Below are 14,727 nucleotides of genomic sequence, written 5' to 3' on the forward strand. Positions count from 1 at the left end.
GAATCTCCTGGTTCGAGCCTGTGTCAAAAACACGTAGCATGTTCGGGATTTTCTTCAATCGATTGGTATGTGAATGTTAATCTGGCATAATTATTCACGGCCAAGGTATCCTCCTACCAGACAATGTTGGGTCAAATGATTGACATAAAAAAACTACCCTTCGAAGAACGAGCCCAGTGCGCTGCCTATATGCGTGCGACGCACAACATGTCACAGGTGGAGATTGGCACCGTTCTGGGTGGCCTGTCTCAACCACATGTATCGCGGCTGCTAAAACATGCTGAGCGGCAAAACTATCTCGTCATCGAACAACGCTTTGTCAAAGAACAAGTCTCTGATGAGTGGCTTCGCCAAATGGACGAGTTGCTGGCTCCTTCGGGGCTGAATTCAGACCTGAAGGAGTATTGCGACAGGAACAACCTCAGGCCACCCCGGATCGGTGTTTTCGAAAGCGGTCCGGGGAACACCGAGGCGGCCCTAGCGCTGCGCCGTACCAGATTCGGACGAACCGCCTCTGGGCGATTGACAGAGCTTATAGAAAAATCGGAAATCATCGGCGTTGCTTGGGGGCGGACAATCAAGTCCTTGGCAGAAGGGATCGCTGCTTCAAGGCAGCCAATAGATAAGTCGCGCAAGACAGAGTTTGCGGCGGTCTGTGCCGAGTTGGTGTCGTTGGCTCAGCACGGATACTCTGCCAGTCGGCTTGCCGGAACGTTTGATGAGTTATTTAACGAAAAGCAGGAGGAAAGCCCTCAGCTGACTGGTTTCCCAGCCTACATACCCCGTCACTATGATGAAACTATGCGCCGCTCCATATGGCAGTACATCTCTGACACTCCGGGATTTCACCGCGTGTTTTCGGGGCCTGACGCATTGATTGCAAAAATGGATATGCTGATCTCCAGCGTAGGGTCTTCAAGCACGCCGGTTTTGGGTAGTTTTGAAGAATTGGTGCAGGCAGGCGGTTTGAGGGCGGATGACCTCAGGCAACTGGTTGTGGGTGATCTTGGCGGCATCTTGATTCCGAGAACGGGTATATCCCAAATCAAAATGGACCTGATTGACGAACTGAACGGGCTTTGGACCGGGATCAAAACAGAGCACGTGAAGGCAATAGCAGATCGAGCTTTTGACGAACCCAATCAAAGTGGTGTTGTCGTCGTCGCAATTCAAAAAGAACGTGGTGATACAGTGTTTGAGCTGATCTCCAGAGGTCTTGTAAACGAATTGCTCATCGATCATGCGGCTGCCGAACAGTTGCACAGTCGCGTTGCCGAGGCCCTTACGGATTGACCGCATCACCTTAGCTTGGTCGTCTGGTGCCGATGGAGTCAAAAACGGTAATTGTCACGCTGGCTGCGGTGCGAAAACAACGTCTTCTCCGGCGATCAAAGTAACAGGGTGGCCCATTACTTCGATCTCTTCTCGCCTGTCGGATGGAGCAATGAACCGAAACCGGCACTCATCATGGGAAATCGCAACCTCGACGTCATTTCCCTGCCACTTCAGGTTGAACCGGATGGCAGACCATGCTTCGGGCAGCCAGGGTTTGAACGTCATTTTCCCATGCTTGACCCGGAACCCGCCAAATCCACACACAAGCGACTGCCAAGTGCCACCTGCCGATGCAATATGCATCCCGTCCTGCGTGTTGCCTTGATTGTTGACCAGATCAACAAAGGCCGAACGTTCAAAATAATGATGTGCCGAAGAAATGTCGCCGACTTCGATCCCCATAATCGAGTGAATAGCCGGACTGAGCGACGATTTGTGCATGGTGCGTTTTTCGTAAAACGCATAGTTCGCCGCTTTAACTTCGTCTGAAAACTCGTCTGGCAAGAGATAGTTCAACATAATCACATCTGGTTGCTTTAGCAGCATTGAGCCGTTCAATGAGAAATGGTTATGCCCCTCTGGATAAACGGGCATACGGTTCTTGTCCCATTCGGTGATTGGGATGTCCTTAAGCTGGAAGTACCCTTCGAACTGTTCGATCAGATTGCGGGACGGATCGAAAGGAACAAAGATTTTTTCGGCCGTTTCCAGCCAGTGATCCACTTCTTTTCCAGTCAAATCCAACCGAATCCGCAATTCGTCATGAACCTCAGACGAACTTTCACTGAGCTCTCTGAAAACACGTGCCGATTGCTCAAGATGCCACTTCGCCATTCGGTTGGTGAACGTGTTGTTGTCGACATGTTCATGAAACTCGTCCGGCCCGATTACGTTGGTAAGCTCATACCGATCCTTGTTTTCGTTCCATTCCAGTCGACTGATCCAGAACCGGCTGGTCTGATACAAAACTTCAGCCCCAAAATCACGAAGGAATTCGTGATCACCCGTCGCCGCAACGTAGCTGAGGATCCCATAAGCGACACAAGCGGTGACGTGGATTTCTTCTTCCCCGGTCCAAATCCGGTTCGCACCGTCCGCCGTCCATTTTGGCGTTGTCTCCACCCCGGTATCAGCGGATTCCCAAGCGTATTGGGCGCCCTCGAATCCGTTCATTAGGGCATTTTCAATCGCGCCCTTCAAAGTGTTGTAACGGTATTTCAGAAGCGCTTTGGCCGTCTCCGGCTGTGTGAAGATGTAAAACGGTAGCAGGAAAATTTCGGTGTCCCAGAAAACGTGACCTTTATACCCTTCGCCAGACATGGACTTGGCGCCGATGTTCGCGCGTGGGTCGTTTTCGTTGGCGGCAATCAGCAGATGATAGATATTGAAACGCATTGCTCGCGTCGCTTCAGGATCACCCGTCACCACGCAATCACAGGTGTCCCATTTCGCTCGCCAAGCTGCTGCGCTTTCGCTCAGACAGGTTGAGAATCCCTTGGCTTGTGCTGTCTCTAGCGACGCTTCGCATTTTGCCGCCACCTCTGCACCGTTCAGGTCTCGTGACGTGTAAATCGACACCAGCTTTTCGAATGTCAGACTTTGTCCGTTGAGCGCATCAACTGAAACGGCTTGCGAAACCTGCTCATAATCACGGTTTGCACCTTTGAACTCGCTGAAGGAAGGACTATCCAAGGCAGACGCCATGCCAATCGTAATGCCGGTGTCCAGAGTCAGAGCTTCGATGTAGGACGCATCGCTGCTTGCATGTGACTGAGTGACCTTCAGGTGCCGGCTTTTGGCCCACTTCTCCCATTTGACCTCGGGAAGGAAGACAGGGTTTCCCTGATATGCTGGCAGGCGGTCCAGATTGTATCGATGAGAATCAAGCGCGCTTTCGACAGTGATCTTGGACGAATGGTTCTCTTGCGTGACGATCAGACGAATGCCGCAGATGTGCTGATCGGCAAAACTGGCAAACCGGATGCTGTTGATGCGAGTGCGACGGCCCGTACTGTCTTCAAAAACGGTTTCGCGATGCAAAAAACCGGTCTGCAGATCCAATACGCGCTTATGTTCGACAACTTTGCACGTCTGGACATCCAGAGCCTCACCTTCCACGCGAACCCGAAGTGGCAACCAGGTAGGAACATTGACCTGATCGATCACAGTCGAGTCATGGTGATCGTATACACCTGCCAGATAGGTGCCAGACAGCTCTCCTTTGTGGCCCTCTTCCAGCGATCCGCGTGTGCCCTGATAACCGTTGCCCACCGTGAAAATGGTCTCCTTGAAGTTCGCTTCATCCAAGTTGAATTGGGTTTCTTCGATCAGCCAATCACTACTGCTCAGCATTGTCTGCATGTCAGGCTCCATTCGGTGATGTTTCGGAAAGTTCAGTCGCCGTAGGTTTCGACAATCTGAAGTTCTGTTTCTTCCAGCGATCCGTAGACATCCAGCTCGCTACTCGAGCAGCGCTGCGCCCCGGCGCAATTGCCATACTGGCAGGCTTTGACGAAGTCTCTGGTCTTAAGGTAACCAAAGGCCAATCCACCGGCGAAACTGTCGCCGCAACCGGTGGTGTCGACCACATCCTCGACAAGCACTCGTTTGACCAAATGTTCACGCATCCGGCCGGTCTCATCTTTGTGGTAGACGGCGCATCCATGTTGATCCAGCGTGACGTAGAGCGCTTTGACGCCAAGATCCAGACAATGGCGCGCAAACTTGGGCAGCTGGTCCATCGTCAGTTCGCTTATATCCTGCAGCTCATCTGAACCGTATTCACCCTTGAACCAACTGCATTGAGCTTCTTCCAGGTTCATCTTCAGCAAATCTATATGCGGAAGCCACCGATCCCGGTCGATCCAGAATTTATGATACCGCTCGCCATGCGCTGAGCAACCGCTGGTGGGGCCATGCGCATCAAACACAACCAGACCATCGCTATTGGCCTTGATATAACGGATTGTCTCCAGTGGCACCTCAAAGTCGGTTATCGGAACAAAAACGAAGGCATCGCAATCCATCAAGTCTTCAATGTCCTCTGGCAAGATCGGATTCATAAAACCCGTTTGCTTTTCGTTGCGCCGGTTCTGGTCTACATAGACCAGATCAATCACGGCCCCCTGATCCGCATCGGCGGAAACATGTCTGACATCCAGATAGGGAAATTCGGACAGCAATCTTTGGACGCTATCGACGTCTGACTTTCGCACGTGGCTGACCACATTTATCCTCGACCCTTGCCCAGCCAGAGAGGACATGCAGACTGCCGTATAGACCGCGCAACCAAATTTTTTGAATTTTTCACCCTGATGGCTGGTGATATTATCCCTTGGGATCGGGCCAAGCACTGCGACATTTATCTTGTCCGACATTTTGGTCCCTTACTTGTTTTCTCTGCTTTTCCGGCTGATGTCACCGCCACTATAGCAGCTTCAGTTCTGATAGATTTGCTCGCTGGTATAGAACCCACCTTCGACTACGGTGGCGTCGATCGAGTCTTTCGTCACTGCAAGGACAGGTGTGATCACCGTCGGGATTTCAGCGAAGCCGTTGTCTATCAGTGTATGTTCACCAATCAGGTCAGTGATTTCCTCGTCCGGAGATTGTGCAATCTTGACGGCGATATCGGCCGCCCGATAGGCCAGCGGCTTTATCTGCTTCCAGATTTCCAGCGCCTGTACGTCAGTGGCAACCATCCTGACATTTCTCAAGTCGGCATCTGATCCGGCGACAAAAACCTGGTCTGTCGAGCCCAAATCCTCGTCCGACAATGCCGCTAGAACACCGAAGGCAAGCCCGCTGTTATTCGCGATAAACGCATCGATATCGTTGTCATATTCAACCAGCAGATTTTCGGTGGTATCTCGCGCCATATCTGAAGACCAGTCAACGTGACTTCGATCAGCGACAAGTTCCAACCCCGGATGATCAGCGATGACCTTAAGCACGCCGCTGCTCAGTGCTTTGGCATTGGCGTCGCCGGGTTGACCCCGGATCAGGACGACGCGGCCCGTCACCTCACCGCGGGTAGCGTTCAGCCAGTCGACCATGGCCTCAGCCTGCAACTTCCCTACGGCCCAGCTGTCCTGCATAACCATGACGTCAAGCGGTCCGCCCTGCAGCATTGAGTCATATCCGACTACTTTGACGCCTTGATCGTGGGCCAGATCAACAAGAGCGCCAGCAGTCGCGGTATTGACGGGTTGCAGAACCAAAACGTCCACTCCCAGATCCAGCATTTCCTCGACCTGCTGCAACTGCCGCAATGGATCATTGCCACTGCTGTCGAAGATCACGTTTGCCCCTTGGGATTCCGCACGTGCAGTGAACAAGGATTTGTCAGTCTGATATCTTTCTTCCTGCATGGTCTTGAGCAGGAATCCGATTGTAACATCTTGCGCTGCCGCGATAATAGGTAGCGATACCGATAGAATGCCGGCCAAACCCAAAGCTCTGAGGCCATTTGTGCGTAAGGTTGCTAAAATGGACGGTACCATCGCTCACCTCCCAATTTTCATACAAGATTTCAGGAATGTTGCTTGATGCCCCCGGCACAGATGACCGGGGGCTGTATCGAGCTACTTTTTCTGCATCACGTCGAACCACACGGCGAGGATGATGATCAGGCCTTTGATGATCAACTGATAGAACGTGACCACCCCAAGCAAACTCATACCGTTGTTCAGAACCCCGATCAGCAATGCACCAATAATGGTACCGCTGACCTTACCCGAGCCACCCGCCAGACTTGTGCCGCCGATGACAACCGCAGCAATCGCGTCGAGTTCGAACATGGTTCCCAGATTGGGGGATGCACCATTCAGACGCGAGGCGAGGATAATCCCGGCCAGTGCCGCCAGGACCGAGATGACTGTGTAGACAATCATCTTGGTACGCACGACGTTGATGCCTGACAGGCGTGCCGCATCCTCGTTTCCGCCAAGCGCATAGAGACGGCGACCAAAACGAGTGCTGTTGAGCGTGTAGATCCCGGCAAACGCGATGACCGCAAATATCGCTACAGGGACGGGAATACCCTTGTAGCTGGTGAACACGTGGAAAGCCAATGCAAAGCCACCAATCATGACGGCACCATTGACAAGCAGTTCCTGCATGTTGACTTCGACGCCGTGTGCCTTGCTTTGCTGAACGTCCCGGAAGATTGAAAAGACAGCAAGCGCAGCACACACGATTAGAACAATACTGGACATCATCGGTGGGATATAGGCGCCACCGATCAGCGGAAACACATCACTCGTTACCGGTACAGAACTGCCATTGGTCAGGGTTAGTGCCAAACCACGTGCGATGGTCAGCATTCCAAGGGTTATGATGAAGGGTGGTATGTTGAACTTGGCTATCCAAAACCCGTTCCACGCGCCTATACCAACGCCTACGACCAACAGAGTTGCCGGAACCGCCAGAACAGTTGGCACGCCGTATTGCATCATCAGCGTACATACGACCGCCGATAAACCGACGACAGAGCCCACGGAAAGGTCGATACCTGCAATCAGGATGACCATGGTCATACCTACGGCAATGATCCCGATGATGGTCACCTGACGGGACAGGTTGCTGAGGTTGCGCGCGGTAAAGAACGCATCATCGGCAAAGCTAAGCCCGATGACCAGCACGATCAGCGCAATCAGCGTCGCGTTGTCCTTGATAAAGTTTATCAGGTGGTTTTCCTTGGCGCCGTTGACGCCAACACCTGCAACGTTGCTGTCAGCACTCATTTTGTTTCCTCCCTTATGCGCTGCCGGTGGCATACGCCATGATTGCTTCTTTCTTTGCGTCGTCCCGTTCAAAGTTCGACACAATCTCGCCTTCGCACATCACCAGAATCCGATCGCACATGCCCAAAACCTCAGGCAGCTCAGATGAAATCATGATGACGGTCACGCCTTGCTGAACCAACTCGTTCAGCAGCTTGTAAATCTCAACCTTGGCGCCGATATCGATCCCGCGCGTGGGCTCATCCAGGATGAACACATCCGGCTTGGAATTCAGCCATTTACCCAAAATGACCTTTTGCTGGTTACCCCCGCTAAGCGTACCGATGACGGTATCAATCGATGGTGTTTTGACGCCCAGCTGATCGACATATTCCTTGACGACTTTGCGCTCCTGCTGAGTGTTGATGATGCCCAGAACTTTCGAGCTGATCGTCTCAAGCGACGAAATCGTCGTGTTGAACGAAATTGACTTGTCCAGAAACAGACCCAGTGCCTTGCGATCTTCGGTCAGCAAGGCAATGCCGGCTTCAATCGCGTCTTTCGGCGATTTGATCTCCAGCTTCTGCCCGTTCAGCTTAACCTCGCCCGTGGTCTGGTCCGGGTAGGCACCGAACACGCCACCAACCAATTCGGTTCGACCCGCGCCCATCAGCCCCGAGATACCCAGAATTTCACCCTTGCGGGCAACAAAGCTGGCATTCTTAACCAAATAACTCCCCGGCATATCGGGGTTCGTGACAGACAGATCGTTAACTTCCAGGGTCACTTCACCTGGGGTGAAATCGACCTTGGGGAACATGTCTTTGATATCGCGGCCAACCATTCGGGCAATGATTTGATCAAGAGTGATATCTGCGATCGGAGTAACTTCACCGATGGTTTGACCATCACGCAGAACTGCAATCCGGTCGGCAATCTGCTCAATCTCTTCCATTTTGTGCGAGATGTAGCACATGCAGACACCATCTGCCTTCAGCTTGCGGATGATGCGGAAAAGATCTTTGACTTCCTTGTCCGTAAGGGCAGAGGTCGGTTCATCCAGCACAAGGATTTCCGCCTTTAGGGACAGAGCCTTGGCGATCTCGACCATTTGCTGCTTGCCCACGGTGATGTTCTGCACCAGATCGGTCGGTCGAATGTCATTGATACCCAACTCGGTCAACAGCTTCTGTGTTTCCGCAAAGGTCTGGTTCCAATTGATCCGGCCTTTGGAATCAGTGAACTGGCGATCAAGAAATATGTTTTCCGCAACGGATAAGCCGGGGATCAGATTGAGTTCCTGATAGATGATGCCAATTCCGGCGGCTTCGGCTTCCTTGGTGTTGGCAAAGCGAACCCTTTCGCCCCGCAAATAGATATCGCCTTCGTAGGTTGGATAGGGCCAAACCCCACTGAGCACTTTCATCAACGTGGATTTGCCCGCTCCGTTTTCCCCCATTAACGCCAGAAGTTCGCCAGAGCGGGCTTCGAAGTTGACATTGTTCAGGGCGCGAACACCGGGAAAATCCTTGATGATACCCTGCATTTTCAGGACGACTTCAGACATGCTTTTTCCCATCACATTCAGAAAGGTGTTTCAGACAATCCCCACCCTGCGCGGCAACTTTGACCGAGGTATCTAAGGAAGGAGGGCACCATGAAACCGCGCGCGGGGAGTACACGCATTGGGAGCTAAATGGCGAAACGCCCTCCTTCAGGAAACAGACCCGGGGATCAGTTCCCGTAGACTTCTTCCTTGGAATAGAAGCCGCCAGCGATGATGGTGTCATCGATGTTGCCCTGTGTCACAAGCGTGATCGGGGTCACGATCGTCGGCACATCCGCAAAGCCGTTGTTGATGACCTTGTCGACTTCAACCAAGTCAGCCGGTGCCGTGTCCGGGTTCTTTGCCAATGCCACGGCCACTTCTGCCGCAGTTTCGGCCAGCGGATCGATCTGCTTCCAAATTTCAACCGCCTGCTTGCCTTGCGCTACGTATTGGATATTGGCCAGATCGGCGTCAGAACCAGCGACAAACACCTTATCTGATGACGCCAGACCCTGTGCTTCCAGCGCCGCGATAACACCTCGGGCCATGCCACTGTTGTTGGCGATAAAGGCATCAATGCCGTTGCTGTTTGAGGTCAGCGTGTTTTCAGCAGTTGCCATGGCCTTTTCCGACGACCACCCTTCATGTGCTTGGTTGGTCACCAGTTCCAATCCTGGATTGGCCTCGACGATTTCCAGAACGCCGCTGCTCATGGCAATAGCGTTGGAGTCGCCAGGCTGGCCTTGAATTAGAGCGATCTTTCCGGAAACCTCTCCGTTCTTGTCGGTGAGCCATTCAACCATGGCTTCGCCCTGCAAGCGACCGACAGCCCAGCTGTCCTGCATAACCATCGCATCCAACGGCCCATCCACCAACATTGAGTCATACCCAACGACGCGGACGCCCTCGCTGTTGGCCATGCTGACCATGCTTCCGGCAGTACCAGTATTCACAGGCTGCAACACAATAACCTCTGCACCCTTGGCAAGCATGTTTTCGAATTTCGCAAGCTGGGTCAGTTCATCATTGTTTGCTGAATCAAAGATGACTTCAGCACCCAACTCCTCTGCTTTCGCAGTAAATGCAGCGCGGTCACGCTTGTAGCGTTCTTCCTGCATGGTTTTCAGCAGGAACCCAATTTTTACATCGCCTGCATTTGCGGTTCCCGCGGTCAATGCGACGGCGGCAACAGAAAGCAGGACAGCTCTACGGGTTATGGTCTGCAATAGGGACATAATTCCTCCAGTGTATGTTCCTTGGCTACCGGCCATTTGGGACGGCACCACGAAATGCTTCGCGAATTGTGCTGGATGCCGGTTAACCGGTGAGAATAAGCGTCAATCTCAAAGCGATAACGCTAACGTAGCACCGTAAAATGGGCTCAGAATTTGTATATTTAGAATGAATACTTATTCAGAGCGCCGTTGAATGGCCGCTAACCGAGACCGTGAATGATTTTTTTGCGAATGCAGCGAACTTCCGCTTCCCGCCGTCGATCTCTCCGCCTCATTACAGCATTTCCAGTTCAAACTTTCGATAAAGCCCCGCCAACGCCTGGTGCCGCACCCGAAACTGGCTTCTCCGCTTGAGTGCTGGTTTGGCGGACTTTGCCCCTTCGAGTTTCAGTGCCGGGTCGTAATAAACGACACCTTCTGAAACCGCCTTGAGAAACAGAAAGAAGTCCGTTCCCTCGCACATTTCGATACGACTGCCGTACTGGTAATCAATAGGAGGCCCTTGGCGGATCGACGGGACGTAGCAGGCGCGCCCATGCTTTCTGTTCCAGTGTGAAATCAGTCCCTCGAAGGCCCAGGTCGCCGCTCGGGTTCCGTCAGCATCGATAAGATGAATTCCACCGTCCATATCGGTAATCTTGCCTCGAGTGGCGTCATAGCCGCTGAGGGCAAGGCTCAGCCCCGTGAGCCCGTTCGCCTCTTTTCCGATTGCGTAAGCGCCACCAAAGTTGATCCGGTCGATTTTGCCGGACTGATCAGGGTAGCCAAAACGTCGGACGAATGCATCAGGCCCGGCCACTCGGTAATATCCGGCTGTTGGCTCAGGTGTCATTAGCGTGACCGCGCTTTTGGGAGCAAACCTGATGAAGTCGCGCACTCCGTACTGCTTGATCTCCCAGCCAAGGTAATCGGGATCCGCATTACCATTCGGGGTGATGCCAAGTTCCGCCTCAAGCGTGTATCCGCCCCCGTTTTGTGCCTGATAGGGCTGAGGTCCTTTCGGACCAAGTTTTTTGGATGCTATCCATCCGGCCTGGTAGATTTCCCTGAGCCGGTTGATGAGCGCCTTACGCGTGTCTGTTATCCCGGTTCGCAACCCGGTCAGGTTCAGAAAAACACCGGTGGTTTCAAGAGGCTCTGCGGCATCGAGCGCTGTCACGATGGGATCAGACCATCCCGCGGCAGCACCAAAAACGCGACCGTCCGGGCAGGTGCCAATGAAAAGGACCCTGCCCGGATCGCGTGACCGCAGCAGATCCGAAGGCGCTCGTTCTGTGCCTTTGAGGAACCCGGAGATACGGACTTCAGGGTACTTCGGATAGAGGATCAGCTGAACGTCAGGTGCCGGGGACAGACCTTGTGCGTCCAGCCAGAAAAACCACACCGGTGCTTTTGCCCGGTCCCTCACGCTGCCTGCCTTTGACGTGTTGTCGGTTTCTATCGCGCCATGAGGAACAGTGTTGAGCGCTTCGAAGCCCCCGCCGAGATAAATCTGGTTTTTGGAATTGTCATTCGGCGCAAGACGCTTTGCGTAGAATGACGTTGCACCGGCAGCAGCCATGCGGTCCAGCAATAATGTCAGATTGTCAGACAGTGTCTTTGCCCCGGAAAGATGTTTCTTTCCGGTCAGAGGACAACCATGTGGCGATGTTGTCAATCAGGTCTTCCCCGGGAAGTCTGTCGCGTCCCTTAAGGGCGCACTCCCAGACGGATGCAATCCTCCACCCGGCGCCCAGAAGCGCCTGCCTGGACTGTTCATCCCGGCGGCGGTTTCCTGCGATCTTATCGCGCCAGAATTCTTCGCGGGTTTTGGGCCATTTAAAAAGGCTGCAGTCATGACCGTGCCAGAAACACCCGTTTACGAAAATCACCGCGTTGTACTTAGCAAAGACAAGATCGGGTCGGCCGGGCAGTCTCCGGTCGTGCAGCCGGAAACGAAAACCGCGGGCATGGAGCCCGCGGCGGATGACCATTTCAGGCTTAGTGTCAGCGCCCCTGATCGCTGCCATATTGCGGCTGCGGGTCGCCTCATCATGTACATCAGCCAATTTTGCGCGCGGCCTCCGCCTGTTTCCCCGTCAGCGCCAGGATATGCGGTCGTATGATCCGTGCAACCTCTGCGAAGACAGGAACGGCAACAGAGTTCCCGAACTGCTTATAAGCTTGGGTGTCAGAGACTGGAATCCGGAAGTCCTCGCTGTACCCCATCAGACGCGCGCATTCCCGGGGTGTCAGGCGCCTCGGATTGTTACCTTCGCCGCGGCTGACAAGGATTTCGGAACCGTCTTTATAGTATCGGGCGGAAAGCGTCCGTGAAATGCTGTCGCCGTCCACTAAACCATAACCAAATCCGTTTCCGGCAGCTTTGTGTTTTGCAGCATAGCCCTGAAGGTAGACCCAGAGCTTGTCCGTCAGCGTGTATTTGTCGCTGACCACGGCGTCGGGGCCAACTGTGAAATGACCTTCGGGTGCTTCGGTTCCGTTTTCCGGGTGGAAAATATCCCTCATACGTTTGTGGCCGCGAGGTGGAATGATCAGATCTTCGAAACTGAAGGGGACCTCGGTGCGGAACCCAACCATCACAATGCGCTGACGATGCTGCGGCACAAAATGCGCAGCATCGATGATCTGTGTGTGCAGCGTGTAGCCCAGCTCTTCCGTCAGTTTGCGACGGATCACATCAAAGGTTTTGCCTTTGTCATGGCTTTTGAGGTTTTTGACATTTTCCAGCAGGAAAGCTGCCGGGCGGTGGTGTTTCAGTATCCGAATTACGTCAAAGAACAGCGTGCCCTGAGTTTCGTCGTCAAATCCGTGCGCGCGACCAAGAGCATTTTTCTTGGAAACCCCTGCGATGGAAAATGGCTGGCACGGAAATCCGGCTACGAGGACGTCATGATCCGGGATGGCGGCAGCATCAACCTCACGGATATCACCGGCGATCGGCCGGTTATCGGCAAAATTCGCCAGATAGGTTTGCTGAGCGTATTTATCCCATTCCGATGTAAACACGCAGCGCCCGCCAGCACCTTCCATGGCTTTGCGCAGGCCGCCGATACCGGCAAAGAGATCAATGAAGCTGAAATCCCCCGCGCCGTGAACCGGACGGCGGGCTTCAATTTCAAGTTCGAGAAGGCGGGTGACGCTGTCGCGCGGCTTTTCTTCGCCGCGGATCCAGCGGTAGATGTGACCCTCTGAATAGTCGAGGTGCTTTGCCGCTTCCGGCACCGAATAACCTGCTTTTTTCAGAAGAATCTCAAAGTCTGTCATGTCCGCTCGCGCCCGGGTATTTTTCTGACACTATGGCGGGCGTCTGCCCGCCAGACAAGAACAAAATGCGGACATGTGGTGTAAATTCAGTTAAGATATACTCTATCCAGGCCCTGATAGTTCCGTTTCTCTGAGGGACTGAACTGAAGGCCTGACGGTTCCGGGGGAAATCAATTTCCGGGGCGCCCGAAGGGATTCTGTGAAGCCCGCTAAAGGCCAAATTTCGGATTTCCACCCACCTCAGCGGGCGGTACATTCAGGCAGGCAACGGCTTTGTTGCACAAATCGGGGTGTGGTCGGACTTCCCCTTTCCCCGGACAGACTTATCCTACGGCCTCTGTGATGGGTATGCCAAGCGTGGTGTAGCGATTGAGCACGGCAACGCGGACTTGGATCTCTGCGACCTGGCGGTCGAAGTCCCGGGCCATGAGGTTTTGCCCCAGCAACTTCACGCAATGCATCTTGGTCTCGACCCGGCTCCGGCGGTGATATCCGCTCCATCGCCGCCAGATAGCCCGACCGAGGTATCGCGAGGCATTGACGGCCTCGCTTCGGGCGATGGCCCCGGCGCTCGTGGGTTTCCACGGTTTTGCATTCTTCCGTGGAGGGATGACGGCATGAGCGCCGCGGGCGGCAATCGCGTCGTGGCATTTTCGGGTGTCGTAGGCCCCATCTGCAGTCACTGATCCGACGGCCTGATCGGGTGGGATTTGGTCAGCAATTCTGGCAACATAGGCGCATCGCCGACATTGCTGGTGGTGACCTCGACCGCCCGCACTTCCAGCGTTTCCTCGTCGATCCCTATGTGTATCTTACGCCATATCCGGCGTTTAGGGCCACCATGTTTGCGGGCGTTCCACTCGCCTTCGCCCTCTGCCTTGATACCCGTGCTGTCAATCAAGAGGTTTAGCGGGCCGGTGCTGCCGCGATAGGACAGGTTCACGTTCAGTGTCTTCTGGCGGCGGCACAAGGTGCTGAAATCCGGAACGGTCCAATCCAGCCCAACCCGCCGTAGCAAGCTCTCGACGAACCCCGTAGTCTGCCGGAGCGGCACGCTAAACAGCACCTTCAGCGTCAGGCAGGTCTGGATCGCGGCTTCGCTGAATTGTTGCTGCCGCCCACGCTTGCCGGTTGGCGGCGGCGTCCAGACCATCTCCGGATCAAACCAAATCGACAGCGATCCGCGTTGCTTCAGCGCTGTGTTGTACGAAGGCCAGTTCCTGGTCTTGTACTTCGTAAGGGCCCAACTGCTCATGCCTCCCGGCTATCACGATGGATTCATAGAGTGAATCCCCGGCGTGATTTGTGCAACAAAGCCCCGCAAAATAGCTTTCCGTAAATCTTTTTTGTTAGACTTGCGGTCGCAATAACAGACGTTACAAATATTAAATACAGATTACCCCATCAGTTAACCCACTTAGTTCATTTTACTATCATCGAACCGACAAAGAAATTCCTGTCAATTTTCTTGGATTCATCGCCCAAAATGCCTCACTTATTAACGTCGATTAAGATTTAGTGATCTTACAGAAAAACTTAAGTTGACTGACTACCCTGAAGCAAAAAATCTCCAACTCTTTCAATACAAAAATAAACTTTCTTTTCTCATGTGTTCGCT

At 53.5% G+C, this 14,727-nt stretch carries 10 protein-coding genes and 1 pseudogene; 1 reads left to right on the forward strand and 10 read right to left on the reverse strand.

The window, feature by feature from the left end:
• The first annotated feature begins 135 nt into the window (after positions 1 to 135).
• Positions 136 to 1,293, forward strand: a complete 1,158-nt coding sequence (locus SJY13_RS09820) for a hypothetical protein (RefSeq protein WP_377190502.1) — start codon at positions 136 to 138, stop codon at positions 1,291 to 1,293.
• Positions 1,294 to 1,347: 54 nt separating this feature from the next.
• Here the strand turns inward: SJY13_RS09820 and SJY13_RS09825 are convergent, their stop codons facing one another.
• From SJY13_RS09825 to SJY13_RS09870, 10 genes and pseudogenes are all read right to left on the reverse strand, one after another.
• A complete protein-coding gene (locus SJY13_RS09825) occupies positions 1,348 to 3,696 on the reverse strand; it encodes a glycoside hydrolase family 65 protein (RefSeq protein ID WP_377190504.1) in 2,349 nt (782 codons plus the stop codon).
• A gap of 32 nt (positions 3,697 to 3,728) precedes the next feature.
• Entirely contained in the window at positions 3,729 to 4,712 is a 984-nt protein-coding gene (locus tag SJY13_RS09830; protein ID WP_377190506.1) for a carbohydrate kinase family protein, read from the reverse strand.
• A gap of 60 nt (positions 4,713 to 4,772) precedes the next feature.
• The gene (locus tag SJY13_RS09835; protein ID WP_377190508.1) at positions 4,773 to 5,837 is read right to left on the reverse strand and encodes a substrate-binding domain-containing protein; all 1,065 of its coding nucleotides are present in this window, start codon (positions 5,835 to 5,837) and stop codon (positions 4,773 to 4,775) included.
• 81 nt (positions 5,838 to 5,918) lie between these two features.
• Positions 5,919 to 7,079, reverse strand: a complete 1,161-nt coding sequence (locus SJY13_RS09840; RefSeq protein ID WP_377190510.1) for a sugar ABC transporter permease — start codon at positions 7,077 to 7,079, stop codon at positions 5,919 to 5,921.
• Positions 7,080 to 7,092: 13 nt separating this feature from the next.
• Positions 7,093 to 8,625 (reverse strand): sugar ABC transporter ATP-binding protein, encoded by a 1,533-nt coding sequence (locus tag SJY13_RS09845; protein ID WP_377190512.1) that lies wholly within the window; start codon positions 8,623 to 8,625, stop codon positions 7,093 to 7,095.
• Between the two features lie 167 nt (positions 8,626 to 8,792).
• Complete coding sequence (locus tag SJY13_RS09850) at positions 8,793 to 9,842, reverse strand: sugar ABC transporter substrate-binding protein (protein WP_377190514.1); 1,050 nt, start codon at positions 9,840 to 9,842, stop codon at positions 8,793 to 8,795.
• Between the two features lie 274 nt (positions 9,843 to 10,116).
• Positions 10,117 to 11,499: an MvaI/BcnI family restriction endonuclease gene (locus SJY13_RS09855; protein WP_377190516.1), complete on the reverse strand. Its 1,383-nt coding sequence runs from the start codon at positions 11,497 to 11,499 to the stop codon at positions 10,117 to 10,119.
• Positions 11,429 to 11,851: a very short patch repair endonuclease gene (locus SJY13_RS09860; protein ID WP_377193599.1), complete on the reverse strand. Its 423-nt coding sequence runs from the start codon at positions 11,849 to 11,851 to the stop codon at positions 11,429 to 11,431. The genes SJY13_RS09855 and SJY13_RS09860 overlap by 71 nt, the downstream gene beginning before the upstream one ends.
• Before the next feature lie 31 nt (positions 11,852 to 11,882).
• Positions 11,883 to 13,109, reverse strand: coding sequence for a DNA (cytosine-5-)-methyltransferase (gene dcm, locus SJY13_RS09865; RefSeq protein ID WP_377190518.1), 1,227 nt, complete (start codon positions 13,107 to 13,109; stop codon positions 11,883 to 11,885).
• Positions 13,110 to 13,432: 323 nt separating this feature from the next.
• A pseudogene (locus SJY13_RS09870) lies at positions 13,433 to 14,364 on the reverse strand (IS5 family transposase).
• Positions 14,365 to 14,727 lie beyond the last annotated feature (363 nt).

The sequence above is a fragment of the Ruegeria meonggei genome (assembly GCF_042768335.1).
In the GTDB taxonomy this organism is placed as follows: Bacteria; Pseudomonadota; Alphaproteobacteria; order Rhodobacterales; family Rhodobacteraceae; genus Ruegeria; species Ruegeria meonggei.